A 21,675-nucleotide genomic window follows, 5' to 3' on the forward strand; every position below is an offset into this window, starting at 1 on the left:
TGCACGTCGCATCCAGCAGTTCCTCTCGCAGAACACCTACATGGCGAAGAAGTTCACCGGTGTCGAGGGCTCGACCGTCCCGATCAAGGAGACCATCGAGTCGTTCGACGCGATCGTGAAGGGCGAGTTCGACCACGTCGCCGAGCAGGCGTTCTTCAACGTCGGCGGCATCTCCGACGTCGAGGCCAAGTGGGCGCAGATCCAGAAGGAGAACGGCTGATCATGCCGCTCAACGTCACCCTGGTGTCGGCCGAGGCGGAGCTGTGGACCGGCGAGGCCAGCCTCGTCGTCGCCAAGACCGTGGAGGGCGAGATCGGTTTCATGGCCGGACACGAGCCGGTGCTCGCGATCCTCGCCAGCGGCCAGGTGCGCATCACCGGCGCCGACGGCGCGAAGGTCGTCGCGGATGCCTCGGACGGGTTCATCTCCGTCGAGGAGGACGTGGTGACGATCTTCGCCGGTCACGCGACGCTGGTCGCCTGACGTCGATCCCTCGTTCGACGCGCCGTCCGTGATCCACGGGCGGCGCGTCGCCGTCTGACCCGGAGGGTCTGCATGCTGGTGCTGCTTCCGCCGTCCGAGACCAAGCGTCCCGGAGGACGCGGCACGTTCGCCCTCGAGCGGCTGTCGTTCCCCGAGCTCGACCTTCCGCGCAGGGAGGCGATCGCCGCGCTCGCTGCACTGTCTCTGGACCCTGAACGTGCAGCGTCCGTGCTGGGGCTGAGTGCCCGTCAGCGAGACCTCGTCGCCGTCAACGCGGCGATGCCGCACGCGCCGACGCTGCCGGCCATCGATCGGTACACGGGGGTTCTCTTCGATGCGCTCGACGCCCACAGCCTCGACGCCTCGGCGCGGCGGTGGCTCGGCGGTCACGTCGCCATCCAGACGGCGCCGTTCGGGCTGGTCGGTGCGACGGACCGCATCCCCGACTACCGCTTGTCCGCGGGTGTCTCGTTGCCGGGCATCCCCGCTCAGCCACGGCACTGGGGCGCGCCGACGACCGCCGCGCTGGTCGCGGCATCCCGATCATTCGTGCTCGACCTGCGCTCCGAGGCCTACGCCGCCCTCGGGCCGGTGCCGAGCGGGGTGCCGAGCACCTACGTGCGGGTCGTCGCCGATTCGGGCGACGGCGAGGTGAGGGCCCTCAACCACTTCAACAAGCGCACCAAGGGTCTGCTGGTGCGTCTGCTCGCCACGGGTCGTCCGCCGGTGCGCTCGCTCGCGGGCTTGGCATCATGGTTGCGCGCGCACGACGTGCGGGTCGACACGACCGACGCCGCCGAGTGGCGGGTGCACGCGCTCCACTGAGCGCGCACACGACGGAGGGGTCGGGATGCCGCGGCATCCCGACCCCTCCGTCGTGACGATTACTTGATGAAGCGGAAGTTCACCGGGTAGCGGTAGCTGCCGCCGGCGTTCACGCGCACGCCGCCGATGATCGAGAAGATCGCGTTGATCACCCACAGGATGAACGGGAGGAACCCGAACAACGTGGCGATCGCCGCGGCGGGCGTGAAGATCAGCGCCGCGCTCAATACGGTCGAGATGATGAGGAGCGCCACGTAGCCGATCGTGAACGTGATCTGCCAGTTCAGGGCTTCCTTGGCCTCGACGTTGGTGCGGGGTCCGCGGTCCTTGAGGATCAGCCAGATGATCAGCGAGGGCAGGAAGCCGACGATGCCACCGATGTGGGCCCACATCGCGGCCGTCTTGTCGGACTCGGGGCTCAGAGGCTGTGCGGGAGCAGCGGAGTAGGCCGGCGGAGGCGTCGGCTGTTCGGGAGTGGGGGTGGAGTCGCTCATGGGATGGCCTTTCGGAAGGCTAAGGACGGGCGATGGACGTCATCGGCCCGGCCGCGGCTGGCGGCTTACCTGAAAAGGTACTGGGAAGGCTGTTCTCGGTGCAATCATCATCCACGCCGAGCCGTCACCCAGCGCCATCTCCGGGTCGCAATCCCGCCGTTTCCCTCAGGGGCCGGGAGCGTTCCCCGTGTCGGGCGCAGGGGTTAGCGTGGACCCGTGGCCACGTCTCCCGCTCAGCGCCGTGTCGGCGCCTCCGGTCTGCTCGTCTCCGCCGCCGGGCTCGGCTGCAATAACTTCGGCCGTGCCGGCAGCCGCACCGAGTCGATCGAGGGAACGCGTGCGGTGATCGATGCGGCGATCGACGCGGGCGTCACGCTGTTCGACACCGCCGACGTGTACGGCCGGGAGTTCGGGCTCAGCGAGACGCTGATGGGGGAGGCGCTCGACGGTCGCCGGGACGAGGTTCTCCTCGCGACGAAGTTCGGCCACGCGACGCTGGCACCCGCGCGCCTCGGCGCGTCTAAGGGGTCGCGCTCCTACATCCGCTGGGCGGTCGAGGGTTCGCTGCGGCGACTGCGCACTGACCACATCGACCTCTATCAGCTGCATACCCCCGATCCCGACACCCCCATCGAGGAGACGCTCGATGCCCTCCGCGATCTGGTGCGGGAGGGGAAGGTGCGCTACCTCGGGCACTCCAACTTCGCAGGGTGGCAGATGGTCGCCGCGGATGCCGCGGCATCCGATGTGCCCTTCATCTCGGCGCAGAACCACTACAGCCTGCTGGCTCGCGGCTCCGAGCGCGAGGCGCTGCCGGCTGTCGAGCACCTCGGCCTCGGGTTCTTCCCCTTCTTCCCCCTGTACAACGGACTGCTCACCGGCAAGTTCACGCGCGCCGGCGGGCCGGCCGACAGCCGCATCATGAACGTGCGCCCGCACTTGTGGCGCGACGCGCCCTGGGATGCGCTCGAGGGGTATCAGCGCTTCTGCGACGCGCGCGGCATCACCATGCTCGAGGCGACGTTCGGCTGGCTCCTCGCGCGCCCCGCGACCTCGAGCGTCATCGCCGGGGCGACGTCTGCCGAACAGATCGCGCAGAACGCGGCGGCATCCACCGCGTGGCACCCGACTGCCGCGGATCTCGCCGAGATCGACGCGCTGATTCCGCTGCCCGCCGACCCGGCCGCCTAGGAGGACACCATGCTCGGAACTCTGCTCGTGCGCTACCTGCGGCCGGCGTGGCCGCTCATCGTCGGCGTCGTCGTCTTCCAGCTCGCCCAGTCGGTGGCGTCGCTGCTGCTGCCGACCCTCAACGCCAACATCATCGACCAGGGCGTGGTCGCGGGCGACATCGGGTACATCTGGAACACGGGAGGCCTGATGCTCGGCATCAGCCTGGTGCAGATCGTGTGCGCGATCGTCGCCGTCTACTTCGGATCGCGCCTGGCCATGGGGATGGGCAAGGACCTGCGCCACGACATCTTCCACCGCGTGGTCGGCTTTTCGCAGCGCGAGGTCGGCACGTTCGGGCCGCCCTCCCTGATCACCCGCAGCACCAACGACGTGCAGCAGGTGCAGATGCTGGTGCAAGTGTCGGCGACCCTCATGATCTCGGCGCCCATGCTCGCCATCGGCGGCATCATCATGGCGATCACGCAGGACACCGGCCTGAGCTGGCTGATGGCCGTGTCGATCCCCGTGCTGCTGATCATCGTGGCGCTCATCGTCTCCCGCATGGTGCCGGCTTTCAGCCGGATGCAGAAGCGCATCGACCGGGTCAACCAGATCCTGCGCGAGCAGCTCAGCGGCATCCGGGTGGTGCGCGCCTTCGTACGCGAGGACACCGAGCGCGCCCGGTTCGGCGCCGCCAGCGGTGACCTGATGCGCACCGCGACGACCGCCGGAAACTACATGGCGCTCATGTTCCCCGCGGTGATGCTCGTGCTGAACGTCTCGAGCGTCGCCGTGATCTGGTTCGGCGCGTTCCAGGTGCAGAGCGGCGGTGTGCAGATCGGCACGCTGTTCGCGTTCCTCAGCTACCTGATGCAGATCCTCATGGGTGTGATGATGGCGACGTTCATGTTCGTGATGATCCCGCGCGCCGCGGTCTGCGCGACGCGCATCGGCGAGGTGCTCGACACCGAGCCGTCGGTCGCCGCTCCGGCCGTAGCCGCCGCTGCTCCTCCGCGCACCGGTCGGATCGAGTTCGTCGACGTCGACTTCACCTACCCCGGTGCCGATGCGCCCGTGCTGCACGATCTCACGTTCACGATCGAGCCGGGGACGACGACCGCCGTGATCGGATCCACAGGTGCCGGCAAGACGACCCTGGTCGGACTCATCGCGCGACTGTTCGACGCGACCGAGGGCTCGGTGCGGGTCGACGGGGTGGATGTGCGCCAGCTCGACCCCGACGACCTGTGGTCCCGACTCGGACTCGTGCCGCAGCGCGCGTTCCTGTTCTCGGGCACGGTCGCCTCGAACCTGCGCTACGGCGACGTCGCGGCATCCGATGACGACCTCTGGACCGCGCTCGAGATCGCCCAGGCCGGGGACTTCGTCCGCGCGATGCCCGAAGGTCTCGCCGCACCGATCGCACAGGGGGGAACGAACGTCTCCGGCGGGCAGCGGCAGCGCCTCGCGATCGCCCGCGCGCTCGTGAAAGCGCCACCCGTCTACGTGTTCGACGACTCGTTCTCGGCTCTGGATCTGAGAACGGATGCCGCGCTGCGCCGCGCGCTCGCTGTGCGCGTGCCCGGGGCGACGAAGGTGATCGTCGCGCAGCGAGTCTCGACGATCGTCGGGGCCGACCAGATCCTCGTGCTCGACCACGGCCGCATCGTCGGTCGGGGGACGCACGACGAACTCTTGGCATCCAACGACACATATCGCGAGATCGTCGATTCGCAGCTCGCGGCGGAGGAGGCAGCATGAGCGGGCCGGGAGCTGGTCGCGGGCCGATGCGGGGCGGCGGTCGCGGGCCGTTCGGAGGACAGGGGGCGCCGGCCGAGAAGGCCGACGACTTCGGCAGCAGCGCCTGGCGGCTGCTGGGCACGCTGCGACCGTGGCGCATCGCGCTCATCGGCGTCGTCGTCCTCGGTGCGGTGAGCGTGTTCCTGAGCGTGCTGGGTCCCAAGATCCTCGGCAACGCGACCGATCTCGTGTTCGCCGGCTTCCTCTCGATGCACATGCCGTCGGGAGTGACCCGTGACCAGGTCATCGAGTCGCTGCGCGCGCAGGGCCAGACCCAGCAGGCCGACCTGCTGTCCGGGGTCAACTTCACCCCCGGTGCCGGCATCGACGTGAACGCACTCGCCGGAGTCATCATCACGGTGCTTGTGATCTATGTGATCGCGAGTGTCCTCAGTTGGGCGCAGGCGTACATCCTCAACGTCGTGGTACAGCGCGCGATGAACCGCCTGCGCGGCCAGGTGGAGGAGAAGATCCACCGGCTCCCGCTCGCCTACTTCGACACTGTGCAGCGCGGCGAGCTCCTCTCCCGGGTGACGAACGACGTTGACAACATCGGACAGACCATGCAGCAGACGTTGTCGCAGGTCGTGGTCTCACTGCTCACGGTCGTGGGCGTCTTGGTCATGATGTTCGTCATCTCGCCCATCCTCGCCGTGATCGCGCTCGTGACGATTCCGCTGACCATCGTGGTCACCGCTCTGGTCGCGCGTCGATCGCAGAAGCTGTTCGTCGCCCAGTGGCGAGCGACAGGTGTGCTGAATGCCCGCGTCGAGGAGACGTTCTCGGGCCACTCCGTGGTGAAGGTGTTCGGCCATCAGAAGGAGGTCGAGCGGGACTTCCTGGCCGAGAACGACGAGGTCTACCGGGCCAGCTTCGGCGCCCAGTTCGTGTCCGGCATCATCATGCCGGCCATGATGTTCATCGGAAACCTGGTCTACGTCGCGATCGCGGTGGTCGGCGGCCTTCAGGTCGCAGCCGGCGCGCTCTCGATCGGCTCCGTGCAGGCGTTCATCCAGTACTCGCGCCAGTTCACCCAGCCTCTCAGCCAGCTCGGCTCGATGGCGAACCTGCTCCAATCGGGAGTCGCCAGTGCCGAGCGGGTGTTCGAGCTGCTCGACCAGCCCGAGGAGACGCCCGACCCTCGTGACCCGGAGACCGTCGATCCCACCGCGAGCGAGCTGCGGTTCGACGACGTCGCCTTCCGATACGTCGCCGACTCCCCGCTGATCCACGATCTGTCCCTCGTGGCGACGCCGGGGAGCACGGTCGCGATCGTCGGGCCCACAGGCGCGGGAAAGACGACGCTCGTCAACCTGCTGATGCGCTTCTACGACATCGACGACGGCGCGATCACGCTCGACGGGCTCGACACCCGGCGGATGACTCGCGCCGACCTTCGCGCGCGCACCGGCATGGTGCTGCAGGACACGTGGCTGTTCGCCGGGACGATCCGTGACAACATCGCGTACGGCGACCCCGAGGCATCCGAGGAACGACTCGTCGAGGCGGCGACCGCCGCCTACGTCGACCGGTTCGTGCATGCCCTGCCGGACGGCTACGACACCGTGCTCGACGACGACGCGGCGAACCTCAGCGCGGGGGAGCGGCAGCTCGTCACGATCGCGCGCGCGTTCCTCGCAGACCCGCGCATCCTGATCCTCGACGAGGCGACGAGCTCGGTCGACACCCGCACCGAGCTGCTGATCCAGCGGGCCATGTCGCGCCTGCGGGCCGACCGCACGTCGTTCGTGATCGCGCACCGGCTCTCGACGATCCGTGACGCCGATCTCATCCTGGTGATGGAGGACGGCGCCATCGTCGAGCAGGGATCGCACGACGAACTGCTTGCGCGCCGCGGCGCCTACTGGCGGCTCTATCGGGCACAGTTCGACGACCCGGCGAGCATCGATGTGGAGGAGCCGGTACGGTGACGGGCCTGCCCGTGGGGCGGCTCGGGTGGCTGCGGGCGGTTCCATTAGGATGTGAGGGCGCTGCGGGCAGGTGTGTCCCGGCGTCCACCCGACGAGAGGATGCCGTGTGCCCGAGCTGACGACGAGCGCGCACGACGTGCCGCTCCCGGCGGGCCCGATCCACCTGCGGTGGGCGGCGGCGACCGACACCGGCCGACGCCGCGAAGTGAACCAGGATGCGGTGCTCGCCCGCTACCCGTTGTTCGTCGTGGCCGACGGCATGGGCGGGCACATCGGCGGAGAGATCGCCAGCGCCTCCACCGTCACCCGCCTCGGCGACCTGGTCGACCATGGCAGCGTCACTCCCAAGGGCATCGAGAAGGCTCTCGGACGGGCCGTCAAGGACATCGCCTCGCATCCGGAGACGACCGACGAGGGCACGGGAACGACCGTGACCGGCGTCTATCTCGACACCGCCGTGCGCGACCCGCACTGGGTCACGCTGAACATCGGCGACTCGCGTGTCTACCTCCTCCGCGCCGGCACCCTCGTCCAGATCACGACAGACCACTCCGTCGTGCAGGAGCTCGTCGCGGCCGGGCGGCTGAGCCCCGAAGAGGCCGAGCAGCATCCGTACGGCAACGTGATCACCCGCGCGGTCGGGCCGACCGACAGTGTGCGACCCGACTACGTGCGCCTCGACATCGTCGACGGCGATCGCTTCGTCGTGTGCTCCGATGGGCTGACCAAGGAACTCACCGACTTCGGCATCCAGCACTTCCTCCGCGAGCACGCCGACCCGGCTGATGCCGTCTCGGCCATGCTCGAGGCCGCCCTCGAGAACGGCGGCCGCGACAACGTGACGATCATCGTCGTCGACGTGTCGGCGCCGGGCTACGGCCACGACGATGACGTCGACCGCGACGACGCCGACGACGACGCGCCCACCAACCCGGTTCCCGTCGTCGGGCCCTGACTCTCCTCCACACCGACGGTGACGGACGCGGCAATCCACCGCCGTCGTCCGACCGCGCCCGCGGGCCGCGTCCGACTGCTGGACTCGACGCATGTCCGGCACACCACCCACCCTCGCCCCTCTTCCGGTGGCTGTGCGCCTGCCGGCGACCCCTGACTCGCCCCGTCGGCCCGGGATCCCGATGTTCGCCGCCATCGTGCCTGTGGCCGGAGCGGTGGGAATGTGGCTGCTCACCGGATCGGTCGCGATGCTCTGGTTCGCCGCCCTCGGCCCCCTCATCGCCGGGGCGACCCTTCTCGACGGCGCCCGCACGCGGCGCCGCGAGCGGCGGGCGGCATCTCGCAGCTTCGAGGCCGAGCTCACGCGGGCCGCGGCGGAGATCGCTGGACGTCACGACGACGAGCGCCGCCGTCTTCGAGCGGTGCATCCCGATGTCGCCACGATCGCCGCGTCGCCCGACGAGATCTGGCGGATCGTCCCCGGCCGCGCCGCGCGGGTCACGGTCGGGCGCGGGTCGATCCCGAGCGCCGTTCCGGTCGACGGCGGCGCCGGCGACCCACGTGTCGAGGAGCTGCGACACGCGGCCGCGGTGCTCGACGACGCGACGGTGACGGTGCCGGTCGACGCGGGGATCGCGGTGGTCGGCCCGCGAGTCGCGGCATCCGCCGTCGTGCGCGCCCTTGCCGCCCAACTGGTCCTCACCCGTCCGCCGGGGGAGCTGCGCGTCGTCGTCCCGCGCCGAGACGCCCACCCGTGGGCGGATGCCCTGCCGCACCGCCGCGCGGCGGAAGGTGCCACCCTTGCGCTGCTGGAGCCCGGCGACATGCCGCCGGGCGAGGCCCGGCTGCTGATCGCGCGCGTGGACGACGGCGCCCCGCCGCCGCCGTGGTGCGCGGCGGTCATCACCCTCGACGGTGCCCTCCACGGGCGTGTCGACTACGCCGGATCGACGCTCCACATCGTGCCCGAGGCGCTCGGCGCCGACCAGGCCCGTGAGATCGGCAACCTGCTTCGTGAGCGCGGTCGCGCCATCCTCGGCGCAGGGGACGCGACCGAGACCGTGCCGCTCGCCGCACTCGTCGACCGCGGACGCCCGCCGCGGCCCGGCACACTCGAGGTGGCGTTCGCCGCCACGCGCGCCGGCGCGATGCCGGTGGACCTCGTGGCCGATGGTCCGCATGCGCTCGTGATCGGCGTGACCGGATCGGGCAAGAGCGAGCTGCTCATCTCGTGGGTGACGGCGCTCGCGCTGCACCACACGCCGGCCGAGGTCACGTTCCTGCTCGCCGACTTCAAGGGCGGCACGGCCTTCGACGCCCTCGCGGCGCTGCCGCACACGGCGGGTGTCATCACCGATCTCGACGGCGTCGGCGCCCGCCGGGCGATCGAGAGCCTGCGAGCCGAGATCCGCACCCGTGAGGCGGTGCTCGCACGCGCGGGCGTAAGGGATATCCGCGACGCCGACGGACTGCTGGCTCGGCTCGTGATCGTGGTCGACGAATTCGCCGCCCTTCTCGACGCCCATCCGGAGCTCGCAGCCGTGTTCACCGACATCGCCGCCCGTGGGCGCGCCCTCGGCATGCACCTGGTGCTGGGCACCCAGCGCGCGAGCGGCACGGTACGGGACGGGTTGCTCGCCAACGTACCGCTGCGGCTGGCCCTGCGTGTGACCGATCCGCATGACAGTCGATGGGTGATCGGCGACGATGGCGCCGCAGCCCTGCCGGGCGACCTTGCGTCACGGGGGCTCGCGTTCGTCCGGCGCCCGTCGGATGTCGCTCCCGTGCGCGTGCGCGTCGCGCTCACGGCACGCGAGGACATCGCCGCCGCGGCGGAGGCGGACACGTGCGAGGTGAGGCCGCCGTGGCTTCCGCCGCTTCCCGTGCGCGTGCCGCTGCGCTCTCTCGACCGCGCCGGACTCGCAACGCGCACGGTGCTCCTCGGGGTGCGCGACGAGCCCGAGCGGCAGCGCCGCACCACCGCCGTGCTCGCGCCGCACGATCGGGGGCTGCTCGTGGTCGGCGGCTCACGCTCCGGAAAGTCCGCGCTCCTCGCCGTCGTGGCGGCGCAGGTGCCGGCGGCCTCTCTGGTCGCACTCCCCGACGATCCTGAACGACTCTGGGACGCCCTCGTGCGACTCGACGAACAGGGGATGCCGCGTCGCGGTGTGCTCCTGCTCGATGACCTCGATGCCGTCGTCGCCCGGTTCCCCGCCGACTACGGTGCGGTCGTGCAGACGCGTCTCGAGCGCGTCGTGCGCTCGCTCGGTGATGGCGATGCCCGTGCGGTGGTGACGACTCAGCGGGTCTCGGGCGCTGCCGCCCGAATCGCGGAGCTTCTGCCCCACCGCGCCGTCCTCGCGCTTCCGGGCCGGTCCGATCACGTCGCGGCGGGAGCAGCGGCGTCCAGCTTCTCAACGACACGCCCGCCCGGCCGCGCCGTCTGGGGAGACCACGAGGTCCAGTTCGCGCTCGCCGCGGATGCCGACGATGCTCCGAGCGCTCCGGACGAGCGCGACGCCGAGAGTGCGGACGCACCGATCTGGCGACCGACGATGCCGCTCGCCGGTGTCGTCGTGCGCGGTGCGCGCGCGACACGCGGCCTTCACGAGGCGCTTCGCGGCCACGGACTCGCCGTGCACACCGTCGCCGAGGTCGTCGCCGAGCCCGGCCGCCTCGACGACGACACCACTGGTCGGGTCGTGATCGTCGGCGACGCCGACGACTGGCAGCGCGCGTGGGCGGTCCTCGGGCGCGTGCGGGGGCACGGGGAGCTCGTCATCGACGCCGGCCACGGCGGGGAGTATCGGTTGCTGTCGGGAGAACGCGACCTTCCGCCGTATTGGCGCTCGCCCCGCGGTCGCGGGTGGCGGATCGCGGACGGAGAGGTCACGCGCGTCACCGTTCCCGGTGTGCTCTGCTGACGCTCGGGCCCCGCGGGCGTCAGACGGTGGGTCGGATCGCTCCCACCGGAGCGCCGCCCCCGCGCACGACGAGATCGAGCGAACGGATCGCCGCGGCCGCGGCATCCGCCGTCAAGGCCCCCGCGCGCTCGAGCAGACGGACGGCGACGGCGCTCGCCGCGCGCGGCGAGCCGTCGAGCACCTTCAGTGCCGCGGTCGTGCCGTCGGGTGCGGCCATGATCATGACACCCTCGGCACCGCGCTTCGCGAAGACCCCGAGCGACGTGATGAGGGTCGTGTCGGCCGTACCCGGCCCCGCGATGGTCCACGGGTTCTCCCGCACCGCGCGCACCAGCTGCGCACCCAGACGGTGCATCGCGAACGGAGATCGCTCCGACGCCGTCGCGAGACGATGGATGCCACGGGCGAGCCCGATGAGGCTCACCGCGTGCACGGGCGCTCCGCACCCGTCGATCGCAGTGACCGCGGGCCGCTCGCCTGACAGGCGCTCGACCGTTTCGCGCACATGCACCTGAAAGGGATGGTCGATCTCCAGGTAGCCGTCGACGTCCCAACCGCTCGCGCGGCATGCGGCGAGCATCGCCGCGTGCTTGCCCGAGCACTCCATGCGCACCCGCGTCTTCGGGGAATGATCACGCACCAGCGCATCCCGGGTCTCGACATCGTTCGGCCAGGCCGCCGGGCATTGCAGCGCGTCCTCCGTGAGCTCCACCGACTGCAGGATGCCGCGCACGACATCAGCGTGCCGGTCGGTGCCCGTGTGGCTCGCCGTCGCCAGGCCCCGCTGTACATCGTCGAGCTCTGCCCCGGCGGTGAGCGCTGCCACCGCCTGCAGCGGCTTCAGCGACGATCGAGGAAGGATGGGCGCCGCAGGGTCGCCGAGCCGCAGCACCTCGGCGCCGTCGGCGGCGAGCACGACGGCGCTTCCCGCATGGCGGGACTCCACGAAGCCGTTGCGCTCGACGACGGCGAGCTCGGCGGCATCGGCGATGCGGAAGGTCTCGGGCATCCCCCCAGCCTATCGTCGGGCCTCTCCGCCCCCACCGCCTCGTGTGCGTCCGGCCGGTGCGAGACTGGGCGCATGATCGGCGAGCACACCTATCGCGTCCGTGCCACCTGGGATGGCAACCGGGGAGCGGGAACCACCGGCTACCGCGACTACGATCGCGCGGTCACGTTGGCGATCGACGGCAAGCCGGACCTCGCTGCGTCCTCCGACAAGCCCTTCCGCGGAGATCCGACACGATGGAACCCCGAAGATCTTCTCCTCGCGGCGCTGTCGGAGTGTCACCTGCTGTCCTACCTTCACGCCTGCGTCACCGTCGGCGTCGTCGTCACCTCGTACGAGGACGACGCTCACGGGGTGATGCGGGAGGACGGACGGGGCGGTGGAGCCTTCGTCGACGTGGTGCTGCGCCCCCGGGTGACCGTCGCGGACGCGTCGATGGTGGCCGCCGCGGAAGCCGCGCACGCGCAGGCGAACGAATGGTGCTTCATCGCCAACTCCGTCGCCTTCCCGGTGCGGCACGAGGCATCCGTCACCGTCGGCTGAGCGTCACGGGTGGTCCGCCCTCGTCGGCGCCAGTTCAGCGGCGCTCGTGGGGGAGCGCCTGCTTGATGCGCTCGATCGCGGTCGGAGCCGGCGGCTCGTTGTAGATTCCCGCGAGTTCCTGCTCGGACAGGGCGTGGATCGCGGCCATGATCGCGTCCGTCGCCTGTCGTCGGGCGCGGCCCGACGACGCCGGGCCCAGGTGGCGCAGCTCGAGGGGTTCACCGAAACGCACGACCATGCGCGGACGAAGCTTGGGCACCTTCGCGCCCACGGGCATGGCGAGGTTCGTGTTCTGAAGGCCGACGGGCACGACCTTCGCACCCGTCTGGAGCGCGAGGAACGCGACCCCGGTCCGCCCCTTGTACAACCGACCGTCGAGCGACCGCGTTCCCTCGGGGTAGAGCGCGACGGCCTTCCCCTCCTCGAGCATCTGCCGGTGCTGCTCGAGGGCGTCGAGTGCCGCCTGACCGGCGCCACGCTGAACCGGGCTCGCACCGAAGGACGTGAAGAACAGACGAGACAGCGCTCCCTTCAGCCCGGTGCCGGTGAAGTAGCTCGATTTGGCCAGGAAGTACACGGGACGCGTGGAGGTCACCGGGATGATCACCGAGTCGATGAACGACAGATGGTTGCTCGCGAAGATGACCGGGCCGGAGGTGGGGATGTTCTGGCGCCCCTCGACACGAGGGCGGTACACGAAGCGGGCGATGGGGGCGAGCACCGAACGCCCGAAGGCATATGTCGCCTTGGCGCGGTCGCGGCCATAGGTGGGTGCGACGTCGTCCGGAGGGCTCTGCTCGTCGTCGTCGTGAGGCACCAGACGAGGGTACCGCGCGACATATGCGCGCACGGTATGCCGCGGCATCCGTCGTTCTCAGGCATCGCATCAGGCGAGTGCGGTTAGATGGAGTGTTCCCCGACCGAATGAATCGCGAGGTGTTGCGTGCGTATCCGCTCCCTGACCACCCTGGCCGCTGTCGCCGTCGTCGCGGCCGCCCTGACCGGGTGCTCGGCCAACTCCACCCCGTCCCCGACCGCGAGCGCCGACCTCTGCTCGGCCGCGGCACCCTCCGGCTCGGCCTCCGACTCGGTGAAGGTCGCCGGCGACGCCGGCAAGCCGGCCACCGCCACCTTCACGTCGCCGCTCGAGACCTCGAGCATCGAGCGCACGGTCGTCTCCGACGGCACCGGCGCCGAGGTCAAGGCCGGCGACTTCGTCTCGTACGCGTTCACCGCGTACTACAGCGACAACGGCCAGCAGGCCGGCTCGCTCGGCTACACCGCCGGTGAGCTGCTGCCCCAGCAGCTGTCGCCGGAGTCGACCCTCGGCCAGTTCATCGGCTGCGTCAAGGTCGGCGCGCGCCTCGTGATCACGAACCCCTCGACCGAGTCGGCGCCGGGTGCCGTCTACGTGCTCGACGTGCTCGGCGTCACCCCCACCGCCGCGTGGGGAACCGCCCAGACCCCGACCGCGGGCTTCCCCGCGGTGACGCTCTCCTCGACCGGCGAGCCCTCGATCACGATCCCGAGCGGTGCCACCGCGCCGACGACGACCGAGGTCGAGACGCTCAAGAAGGGCGACGGCACCACCGTCGCCGAGGGTGACCAGGTGCTGCTGCAGTACAAGGGCGTGAAGTGGTCCGACGGGTCGACCTTCGACGCGAGCTGGGGCAAGAACGGCCCCACGACGCTCGGCACGAGCGGTGTGATCACCGGCTTCTCGAAGGCGCTCGTGGGCCAGACCGTCGGCTCGCAGGTGCTCGTCGTCATCCCGCCGGCCGACGGCTACGGCGAGAAGAGCGAGAGCAACACGAGCGCGCTCGCGGGGGAGACCCTCGTGTTCGTGATCGACATCCTTGCGACCCAGCACACGTCGACCAACTGATCGCCCGCTCGTGAGCGACCTCGCCGCGCCGCGGCGCGTCATCGTGCTCGGGTCATCCGGGTCGATCGGCACGCAGGCGCTGGACGTGATCTCCGCCAACCCCGAACGCTTCGAGGTGGTGGGGCTCGCGACCGGCTCGGCGCGCGAGGTGCTCGCCGAGCAGGCCGCGCGGTTCGGCGTCGCCGACACGGCACTGGGGGCCGAGGCTGCCGAGCAGCTGGTTCGGGATGTCGCGTGCGACGTCGTCGTGAACGGGATCACCGGTTCGGTGGGGCTCGGGCCGACGCTCGCGGCGCTCGAGGCGGGACGTACCCTTGCGCTCGCCAACAAGGAGTCCCTCATCGTCGGCGGCGATCTGGTGAAGCGGGTCGCAACGCCCGGCCAGATCGTGCCGGTGGACTCGGAGCACTCGGCGATCGCGCAGGCGCTGCGATCAGGCAGTTCGGCTGAGGTGCGGCGCCTGGTGGTGACGGCGTCCGGCGGTCCATTCCGCGGTCGTACCCGTGGCCAGCTCGCCGCCGTGACCCCCGCCGAGGCCCTTGCGCATCCGACCTGGAACATGGGACGGGTCGTCACGACCAACTCCGCGACCCTCGTCAACAAGGGTCTCGAGGTCATCGAGGCGCACCTGCTGTTCGACATCGACTACGACCGCATCGATGTGGTCGTGCACCCGCAGTCGATCGTGCACTCCATGGTCGAGTTCGTCGACGGGTCGACGATCGCCCAGGCGTCGCCGCCCGACATGCGGCTGCCGATCTCGCTCGGCCTCGACTGGCCGCACCGGGTCGCCGGGGTGGGTGCGCCGATCGACTGGACTCGTGCCGCCGCGTGGACGTTCGAGCCGCTCGACGAGGAGGCCTTCCCGGCCGTCGCGCTCGCGAAGCGGGTGGGCCGGGCCGGATCGACCTATCCGGCGGTGTTCAACGCGGCGAACGAGCAGGCGGTCGACGCCTTCCACGAGGGACGGCTGTCGTTCCTCGGCATCGTCGACACGGTGCGAGCGATCGTCGACGAGCACGACGCTCCGACCGATCTCACGCGCGAGAGTCTCGCCGAGGCAGAGGCGTGGGCGCGCCGCGCAGCCGATGAGCGGATCGCCGCGGCATCCTGACCCCGTTGGCGGGCCGCGAGGCTCGCCGGGTTGCATCGCGGCAGCGGAGCGGTCGAGCGACGCGTTGCCGGCGTCAGTACGCCGGGCGCTCCGGGTCGGACGCGGGCGTCGTGTCCGTGGGGTAGGGCACCGGCCAGTGCGGCTCGGGCACGGGCCAGCCGGCGTCGCGCAGCGCACGGCGGGCGAGTTCGCGCGCCGAGTACGGCGTGCGCACTCCGCGGATGTCGCGGTAGTCCTGGTGCCCGGGTCCCGCCCACAGGATCGCATCGCCCTCGCCGACGAGCTTCACGGCCTCGATAATCGCCCGCTCGGGCGGCGAGTACTCGTGGATCTCGGCGTCGGGCCGTGCCCGGCGCGCGCCCTCGAGGAGGGTCGCGCGGATCGTGTCGGGGTTCTCGCGTCGCGGGTGGTGGTCGGTGATGACGAGGATGTCGCTCCCCTCCACCGCGGTACGGCCCATGTCGTGGCGCTTGGTCGCGTCGCGGTCGCCGTCCGCGCCGAACAGCATCAGGACGGTGCCGGGCGTGACATGCCGCACCGCCGCGAGCGTCTTCTCGAAGGCGTCGGGGGAGTGGCCGAAGTCGACGTAGACCGCCGGACCCCGGTCGCCGGAGACCCGCTCGGTGCGCCCGGGGAGGTACGCCTCGATGCGGCGCCCGTCGAGTGCGGCGACGATGCGCTCCCAGTCGTAGCCGGCCGCATGGATCATCGCGATCGCGAGTCCCGCGTTCGCGGCCATGTGCCGGCCGATCGTCGGAACGGTCGTGGTGAGCGTGCGTCCCTCGGGGCCGCGCAGGGTGAAGTCGGTGCCGTCCTGGCGCTCGGCGAGGATCTCGACGGTCCAGTCGGCGCTCGCCGCGAGGGCGGGGTCGGCGGCGATGGCCGGGGTGCCGATGGTGGTGAACGGCACGCCGCTGCGGGACGTCACCTCGGCGGCGTACGGCGAGTCGAGTGCGATCACGGCCTGGCGCGCGCGTTCGGGACGGAAGAGCTCGAGTTTGGCCTCGAGGTACTCGCGCATGTCGGCGTAGTCGTCGAGGTGGTCGTGGCTGAGGTTCGTGAACCCCGCGATATCGAACATGAGTCCGTCGACCCGGTGGCGGCTGAGGGCCTGGGCGCTCACCTCGACGGCGACCGCCTCGACCCCCTCCTCGCGCATGAGGGCGAGGAGGGCATGGAACTCGGATGCCTCGGGCGTGGTCAGTCGCGACACGATCACCCGTCCCGCGATGTGGCGTTCCGCGGTCGAGGAGAGTCCGGTCGTCACGCCCAGCTGACCGAGGATGCCTTCGAGCAGGTGGGAGGTGCTGGTCTTGCCGTTGGTGCCGGTGGTCGCGAACAGCAGCGGGAGGTCGTCGTCGGCGCCCGTGCCGTAGACCCACGCCGACAGTGCGCCGAGGCGCGCTCGGGGGCCGTCGACCACGACGATCGGCAGACCGGCGGATGCCGCGATCTCGGCGCCCTCGGCATCGGTGATGACGGCGACCGCGCCGCGGGCCGCGGCATCCGTCGCCACTTCGGCGCCGTGCCGGTTGACGCCCCGGATCGCGACGAACGCCTCGCCGGGGCGCAGGTCCGCCGTGGCGAGTGTGAGGCCGCCGATCGTGACATCGCCGTCGAGTCCACGCACCTCGCCGTCGACCACCTCGGCGAGAGCGCGCAGCGATCGTGCGGGCGGGTGCGTCGGGCGGAGGACGGGCGGCAGGTTCGACGGTGTGGACATCGGTCCCATTCAACCAGAGCGACCCGCGCGCACCCGGGCGCCGAGCGCGCAGAGCGGGCACAGCGCACCTTGTCGGCCCGCTCCAAGACAGCCGGGGCTACCGTGGGGGCGTGACCGTTCTCGCATTCGTCATCGGAATCGTCGTGCTCATCGTGGGGCTCGCCGTCTCGATCGCGCTGCACGAGATCGGCCACCTCGTGCCGGCGAAGCTCTTCAAGGTGCGCGTGGGGCAGTACATGATCGGCTTCGGTCCGACCCTGTTCTCGCGACGCAAGGGCGAGACCGAGTACGGCGTGAAGCTCATCCCGCTCGGCGGCTACATCTCGATGGCCGGCATGTACCCGCCCTCCGAGTCGGAGCGCGCGGCGGCATCGGCCGACCCGCAGGTCGCATCCGTGGGCGGTGGCGTCGCGACGGTGACCCAGACCGAGACGGACCAGGCGACGCCCGACGATCGGGCTCGGCTCCGACGCGGACGCTTCTGGGCGACCATGGTGCAGGATGCCCGCGCGGCCAACGACGAGACGATCGCCGATGCCGACGACCGGGTGTTCTACCGGCTGTCCATGTGGAAGCGCGTCGTCATCATGCTCGGCGGCCCGTTCATGAACTTCGTGCTCGCGATCGTCCTGTTCGCGATCGTGTTCAGCGGCATCGGCCTGCAGACCGCGACCGCGACGGTCGCCTCGCTCAGCGCCTGCACGCCCGTCTCGTACTCGTCGCAGACGTGCGCGACCGATACCACCCCCGCGAAGCAGGCCGGGCTGCAGGCAGGCGACCGCATCGTCTCGATCGACGGCACGGCGGTCAGCGACTTCGCCTCGGCCTCGGCGATCGTGCAGGCCTCGCCCGGTCAGGCGCTCTCGGTCGTCGTCGACCGCGGCGGTGCCGCCCAGACCCTCACGATCACGCCGGCGACCATCACGGCTCCCGTGACGGATGCCTCGGGCAACCCGGTGACCGGAGCGGACGGGGTCGCCGAGACCCGCGAGATCGGCTTCATCGGCTTCGCCCCGACGGTGGAGTTCGTGCGACAGCCGATCTGGGACGGGCCCGCGGCCGCGGTGCAGAACGTCGGCGCGGTCGTCGGCATCGTGGCGCAGTTCCCGGTGAAGGTCTACCAGGCGGCGGAGTCGGTGTTCACGGGTGCCCAGCGCGACCCGAACGGACCGCTGAGCCTCGTGGGCGCCGGGGTCATCGCGGGGGAGGTGGCGTCGTCACCGGCCCCGATCATCAACCGCGTCTCGGTGATGCTGGGCCTGCTCGCGTCCCTCAACATCGCGCTCGGCGTCTTCAACCTCGTGCCGCTCCTCCCGCTCGACGGAGGTCACGTCGTCATCGCCCTCTGGGACGGACTGCGGCGGGCGTGGGCGCGGCTGTTTCGCCGACCCGCGCCGAAGCCCGTCGATGCGACCCGGCTCGTGCCCGTCACCTTCGTCGTCGTGGTGTTCCTGGTGGCGACGAGCGCCGTGCTGCTGCTCGCCGACGTCTTCAACCCGGTGTCACTGTTCCACTGACACCGGTTGGGCCCTGCCCCGACTGACGCCGGTCAGGCGTCGACGGGCGTGAGAGCCTGGGCGACGAGTCGTTCGAGGGTGCGCAGCCCGTCGCGCGACAGGATCGACTCCAGGTGGCCCTGCACCGAGGCGTAGCCCGGGCCGCGCAGGGCGTAGACGTCGCCGGTCGAGGGGTCGGCCGCGACATCCGCCCCGGCCACCTCGGTGGTGCCCGGAGCGACCTTCGCGGTGAAGGTGTTGTAGAAGCCGATCGAGGCGCGCTCGCCGAAGACATCGACGGCGAGCTGCAGGCCCTGGTGTGGCCGGTCGAGCGCGGCGAGTCCGATGCCGAGTCGGTCGGCGAGGATCTGATGGCTGAGGCAGACCGCGAGCAGCGGGCGTCCGGTCTCAAGGCGATGCGCGACGACATGTCGCATCGCGGCGATGCGGGCCGAGCCCTCGTCGCGGGGGTCGCCGGGGCCGGGGCCGGAGACGACCAGGTCGGCGGCGTCGAGAACGTCAGCGGATGCCGCGGCCCACGGCACGATCGAGACGTCGAGGCCGAGGTGGCGCAGTTGGTGGGCGAGCATCGTCGTGAAGCGGTCCTCGGCGTCGACGACGACCGCGGTGCGACCGGCGAAGGGGCCGCCGTCGGCGCGTTCCTGCGGGTTGAGCCAGAACGGGGCGAGGCGGGCGTTGCGCGACGTCAGCAGCTCGGAGATCTCCGGGTCGTCGGCGAGAGGCTCGCGCTCGGCCGTCGGCTGGTCGGCGTCGGCGCTCCGGCGCTCGTCGCGGGCGACCGCGCCGATCGCCCCCAGTACACCGGCGGCCTTGCCGTGGGTCTCGCTCACCTCTCCGTACGGGTCGGAGTGGCGCACGAGGGTGGCCCCGACGGGCACGCGCAGGCGGCCGTGCTCGAGATAGGCGGTGCGGATGAGGATCGGTGCGTCGAGGTCGTGACCGCCGCCGACGGCGGGCGTGAACAGTGCGGCGACGCCGGAGTAGTAACCGCGCGGCGTGCGCTCGTACCGCGTGATGACCGTGCAGGCATTCTGCATCGGCGAGCCGGTGACCGTGGGAGCGAACATCGTCTCGCGCAGGATGTCGCGAGGGTCGAGGGTCGACGTGCCCCGCAGCATGTATTCGGTGTGCGTGAGCCGCGACATCTCCTTCAGGTGCGGTCCGGTGATGCGGCCGCCGTCGGAGCAGACCGCGCTCATCATCTTGAGCTCCTCGTCGACGACCATGAACAGCTCCTCGGTCTCCTTCGTGGAGGCGAGGAACTCGCTCAGGGTCTCGCGCGTCGCGCCGCCCGCCGGGTGGCGGAAGGTGCCCGAGATCGGGTTCATGGTGACGACGCCGTCCTGCGCGCTGACGTGCGCCTCGGGGCTCGCACCCACGGCGACGTGGCCGGGCGTGACGACAGCGAACGTCCAGTACGCGCCGCGCTCGTGGGCGAGCAGCGCCCGGAACCAGGTGAGCGCTGCCAGACGCGGGTCGGCACCGACCCCGGCGGTGAAGTCGCGGCGGATCACGAAGTTCGCGCCCTCGCCGCGGCCGATCTCGTCGGAGATCACCGTGCGCACGATCCCCGCGTACTCCTCGTCGGTCAGATCGAAGCCGGGGTTCTCGAGGGCGATCGGCTCGGACGGCAGCGTGGCCACGGCCTCGGCCCGCGGCATCCGCTCGTGACCTTCGACCACGAGGCATCGCAGCGGCGCCCCGTCGTCGTGGGAGGCGAATCCGCGCTCTCGCACCTGCCGGAACGGCACGAGCGCGAGCACCTCGCGAGGGGTCCCCGTCGCATCGACGAGGGGGATGTCGGCGAGGGCATCGACGTCGACGACCTCACCCGTGAGCACCTCGACCCAGGCGTCGTCGCGCGCGATGAGCGCGAAGGGCGCGTCGGAGGCGATCAGCTCGGCAAAGGATGCGGGCATGGGATGGTCCTTCGGAGTCGGGGCGGCCGCTTCACGAAGAAGACCGCCCCTCGGGGCGGTCGGAATCGCACGATCCACCGCCTCAGGCGGTGGGCCACCAGCAGGTGCGCGCGAACATGGGGCGAACCTACCACACGGCTCGGCCGCGCCCGGCGCCGCCGGGGCTCGGATGCCGCGGGTCGGGGCCGCGGCATCCCCGTCGGCGTAGGCTGGGGGCGTGCCAGCCGTCAACATCGGGATGCCCAAGGTCCCCGAAACGCTCGCCCCCCGCCGCAAGAGCCGCCAGATCAAGGTCGGCAAGGTGCTGGTCGGTGGCGACGCGCCCGTCAGCGTGCAGTCGATGACGACCACCAAGACGACCGACATCAACGCGACCCTGCAGCAGATCGCCGAGCTCACCGCCTCGGGCTGCGACATCGTGCGGGTCGCGGTGCCCAGCCAGGACGACGCCGACGTGCTGCACATCATCGCGAAGAAGAGTCAGATCCCGGTCATCGCCGACATCCACTTCCAGCCGAAGTACGTCTTCCAGGCGATCGACGCCGGCTGCGCCGCGGTACGAGTGAACCCCGGCAACATCCGCCAGTTCGACGACAAGGTCGGCGAGATCGCGAAGGCGGCGAAGGACGCCGGCGTCTCGCTGCGCATCGGCGTGAACGCCGGATCGCTCGACCGCCGACTGCTCGAGAAGTACGGCAAGGCCACTCCCGAGGCGCTCGTGGAGAGCGCCGTGTGGGAGGCGTCGCTGTTCGAAGAGCACGACTTCCACGACTTCAAGATCTCGGTCAAGCACAACGACCCGATCGTGATGGTCAAGGCCTACCGTCAGCTCGCCGAGCGGGGCGACTGGCCGCTGCACCTCGGTGTCACCGAGGCCGGACCCGCGTTCCAGGGCACCATCAAGAGCGCGACGGCGTTCGGCATCCTGCTCGGCGAGGGCATCGGCGACACCATCCGCGTCTCGCTGTCGGCGCCTCCCGTCGAAGAGGTGAAGGTCGGCCTGCAGATCCTGCAGTCGCTCAACCTCCGCGAGCGCCGCCTCGAGATCGTCTCGTGCCCGTCGTGCGGTCGCGCCCAGGTCGACGTCTACTCCCTCGCGGACAGCGTCACCGAGGGTCTGAAGGATGTCACGGTGCCGCTGCGCGTCGCCGTCATGGGCTGCGTCGTGAACGGCCCGGGCGAGGCCCGCGAAGCCGACCTCGGCGTCGCGAGCGGCAACGGCAAGGGCCAGATCTTCGTGAAGGGCGAGGTCATCAAGACCGTGCCCGAGGAGGAGATCGTCGCGACGCTCATCGCCGAGGCCACCCGCCTCGCCGACGAGATGGGCCCCGACGCCCCCCTCGGTACCGCCCAGGTCGTCACCGCCTGAGCGCACCGGTCC

At 70.8% G+C, this 21,675-nt stretch carries 17 protein-coding genes and 1 pseudogene; 13 read left to right on the plus strand and 5 right to left on the minus strand.

Annotated features, from left to right (window positions below; translation table 11 throughout):
* The 3 genes and pseudogenes from BGO15_RS09890 to BGO15_RS09900 form a co-directional block, all read left to right on the plus strand.
* A pseudogene (locus BGO15_RS09890) lies at nt 1-220 on the plus strand (F0F1 ATP synthase subunit beta); the annotation flags it as partial.
* 2 nt (nt 221-222) lie between these two features.
* Nucleotides 223-483 carry a F0F1 ATP synthase subunit epsilon gene (locus BGO15_RS09895; protein ID WP_045246677.1) on the plus strand — a complete coding sequence of 87 codons (261 nt, stop codon included), beginning with the start codon at nt 223-225 and terminating at the stop codon, nt 481-483.
* Between the two features lie 72 nt (nt 484-555).
* Entirely contained in the window at nt 556-1,308 is a 753-nt protein-coding gene (locus BGO15_RS09900) for a YaaA family protein (protein ID WP_056209490.1), read from the plus strand.
* 59 nt (nt 1,309-1,367) lie between these two features.
* On the opposite strand, the gene BGO15_RS09905 is transcribed toward BGO15_RS09900, so the two are convergent.
* A complete protein-coding gene (locus BGO15_RS09905; RefSeq protein ID WP_056209487.1) occupies nt 1,368-1,802 on the minus strand; it encodes a DUF4870 domain-containing protein in 435 nt (144 codons plus the stop codon).
* Between the two features lie 216 nt (nt 1,803-2,018).
* On the opposite strand from BGO15_RS09905, the gene BGO15_RS09910 reads away from it, so the two are divergent.
* The 5 genes from BGO15_RS09910 (at nt 2,019) to BGO15_RS09930 (ending at nt 10,584) form a co-directional block, all read left to right on the plus strand.
* Nucleotides 2,019-2,993, plus strand: a complete 975-nt coding sequence (locus BGO15_RS09910; protein WP_056209485.1) for an aldo/keto reductase — start codon at nt 2,019-2,021, stop codon at nt 2,991-2,993.
* Between the two features lie 9 nt (nt 2,994-3,002).
* Nucleotides 3,003-4,736 (plus strand): ABC transporter ATP-binding protein, encoded by a 1,734-nt coding sequence (locus BGO15_RS09915; RefSeq protein WP_056209482.1) that lies wholly within the window; start codon nt 3,003-3,005, stop codon nt 4,734-4,736.
* Nucleotides 4,733-6,706 (plus strand): ABC transporter ATP-binding protein, encoded by a 1,974-nt coding sequence (locus BGO15_RS09920; RefSeq protein WP_056209480.1) that lies wholly within the window; start codon nt 4,733-4,735, stop codon nt 6,704-6,706. The genes BGO15_RS09915 and BGO15_RS09920 overlap by 4 nt, the downstream gene beginning before the upstream one ends.
* 106 nt (nt 6,707-6,812) lie before the next feature.
* Nucleotides 6,813-7,661: a PP2C family protein-serine/threonine phosphatase gene (locus tag BGO15_RS09925; protein WP_056209477.1), complete on the plus strand. Its 849-nt coding sequence runs from the start codon at nt 6,813-6,815 to the stop codon at nt 7,659-7,661.
* 91 nt (nt 7,662-7,752) lie between these two features.
* Nucleotides 7,753-10,584, plus strand: coding sequence for an FtsK/SpoIIIE domain-containing protein (locus BGO15_RS09930; protein ID WP_156454794.1), 2,832 nt, complete (start codon nt 7,753-7,755; stop codon nt 10,582-10,584).
* Nucleotides 10,585-10,603: 19 nt separating this feature from the next.
* Here the strand turns inward: BGO15_RS09930 and BGO15_RS09935 are convergent, their stop codons facing one another.
* Nucleotides 10,604-11,593, minus strand: coding sequence for an asparaginase (locus BGO15_RS09935; protein ID WP_056519544.1), 990 nt, complete (start codon nt 11,591-11,593; stop codon nt 10,604-10,606).
* Nucleotides 11,594-11,665: 72 nt separating this feature from the next.
* Here BGO15_RS09935 and BGO15_RS09940 point away from each other — a divergent pair, with 72 nt between their 5' ends.
* Nucleotides 11,666-12,136, plus strand: a complete 471-nt coding sequence (locus BGO15_RS09940) for an OsmC family protein (protein WP_056209471.1) — start codon at nt 11,666-11,668, stop codon at nt 12,134-12,136.
* A gap of 34 nt (nt 12,137-12,170) precedes the next feature.
* On the opposite strand, the gene BGO15_RS09945 is transcribed toward BGO15_RS09940, so the two are convergent.
* Entirely contained in the window at nt 12,171-13,001 is an 831-nt protein-coding gene (locus BGO15_RS09945; protein ID WP_048809420.1) for a lysophospholipid acyltransferase family protein, read from the minus strand.
* A 78-nt stretch (nt 13,002-13,079) separates the two neighbouring features.
* Here BGO15_RS09945 and BGO15_RS09950 point away from each other — a divergent pair, with 78 nt between their 5' ends.
* Entirely contained in the window at nt 13,080-14,021 is a 942-nt protein-coding gene (locus BGO15_RS09950; RefSeq protein ID WP_056519541.1) for an FKBP-type peptidyl-prolyl cis-trans isomerase, read from the plus strand.
* Nucleotides 14,022-14,031: 10 nt separating this feature from the next.
* On the plus strand, nt 14,032-15,135 hold the full coding sequence (gene dxr, locus BGO15_RS09955; RefSeq protein WP_056209468.1) for a 1-deoxy-D-xylulose-5-phosphate reductoisomerase: 1,104 nt from the start codon (nt 14,032-14,034) through the stop codon (nt 15,133-15,135).
* 73 nt (nt 15,136-15,208) lie between these two features.
* On the opposite strand, the gene BGO15_RS09960 is transcribed toward dxr, so the two are convergent.
* On the minus strand, nt 15,209-16,858 hold the full coding sequence (locus tag BGO15_RS09960) for a Mur ligase family protein (RefSeq protein WP_056209465.1): 1,650 nt from the start codon (nt 16,856-16,858) through the stop codon (nt 15,209-15,211).
* Nucleotides 16,859-16,968: 110 nt separating this feature from the next.
* On the opposite strand from BGO15_RS09960, the gene BGO15_RS09965 reads away from it, so the two are divergent.
* Nucleotides 16,969-18,375, plus strand: a complete 1,407-nt coding sequence (locus BGO15_RS09965; RefSeq protein ID WP_056519539.1) for a M50 family metallopeptidase — start codon at nt 16,969-16,971, stop codon at nt 18,373-18,375.
* 32 nt (nt 18,376-18,407) lie between these two features.
* Here the strand turns inward: BGO15_RS09965 and BGO15_RS09970 are convergent, their stop codons facing one another.
* Nucleotides 18,408-20,294 carry an anthranilate synthase family protein gene (locus BGO15_RS09970; protein WP_056519530.1) on the minus strand — a complete coding sequence of 629 codons (1,887 nt, stop codon included), beginning with the start codon at nt 20,292-20,294 and terminating at the stop codon, nt 18,408-18,410.
* A 238-nt stretch (nt 20,295-20,532) separates the two neighbouring features.
* Here BGO15_RS09970 and ispG point away from each other — a divergent pair, with 238 nt between their 5' ends.
* Nucleotides 20,533-21,663 (plus strand): flavodoxin-dependent (E)-4-hydroxy-3-methylbut-2-enyl-diphosphate synthase, encoded by a 1,131-nt coding sequence (gene ispG, locus BGO15_RS09975; RefSeq protein ID WP_045246202.1) that lies wholly within the window; start codon nt 20,533-20,535, stop codon nt 21,661-21,663.
* The last annotated feature ends 12 nt before the right edge of the window (nt 21,664-21,675 follow it).

Source organism: Microbacterium sp. 71-23 (assembly GCF_001897265.1).
Classification (GTDB): Bacteria; Actinomycetota; Actinomycetes; order Actinomycetales; family Microbacteriaceae; genus Microbacterium; species Microbacterium ginsengisoli.

Excerpts from the sequence above, each read along its gene's own strand:
- BGO15_RS09915 (WP_056209482.1), top strand. The coding sequence starts at position 3,003 with ATGCTCGGAACTCTGCTCGTGCGCTACCTGCGGCCGGCGTGGCCGCTC.
- BGO15_RS09930 (WP_156454794.1), top strand. The coding sequence starts at position 7,753 with ATGTCCGGCACACCACCCACCCTCGCCCCTCTTCCGGTGGCTGTGCGC.
- BGO15_RS09960 (WP_056209465.1), bottom strand. The coding sequence starts at position 16,858 with ATGTCCACACCGTCGAACCTGCCGCCCGTCCTCCGCCCGACGCACCCG.
- BGO15_RS09905 (WP_056209487.1), bottom strand. The coding sequence starts at position 1,802 with ATGAGCGACTCCACCCCCACTCCCGAACAGCCGACGCCTCCGCCGGCC.
- BGO15_RS09940 (WP_056209471.1), top strand. The coding sequence starts at position 11,666 with ATGATCGGCGAGCACACCTATCGCGTCCGTGCCACCTGGGATGGCAAC.
- BGO15_RS09945 (WP_048809420.1), bottom strand. The coding sequence starts at position 13,001 with ATGCCGCGGCATACCGTGCGCGCATATGTCGCGCGGTACCCTCGTCTG.
- BGO15_RS09935 (WP_056519544.1), bottom strand. The coding sequence starts at position 11,593 with ATGCCCGAGACCTTCCGCATCGCCGATGCCGCCGAGCTCGCCGTCGTC.
- ispG (WP_045246202.1), top strand. The coding sequence starts at position 20,533 with ATGCCCAAGGTCCCCGAAACGCTCGCCCCCCGCCGCAAGAGCCGCCAG.
- BGO15_RS09920 (WP_056209480.1), top strand. The coding sequence starts at position 4,733 with ATGAGCGGGCCGGGAGCTGGTCGCGGGCCGATGCGGGGCGGCGGTCGC.
- BGO15_RS09970 (WP_056519530.1), bottom strand. The coding sequence starts at position 20,294 with ATGCCCGCATCCTTTGCCGAGCTGATCGCCTCCGACGCGCCCTTCGCG.
- BGO15_RS09900 (WP_056209490.1), top strand. The coding sequence starts at position 556 with ATGCTGGTGCTGCTTCCGCCGTCCGAGACCAAGCGTCCCGGAGGACGC.
- BGO15_RS09895 (WP_045246677.1), top strand. The coding sequence starts at position 223 with ATGCCGCTCAACGTCACCCTGGTGTCGGCCGAGGCGGAGCTGTGGACC.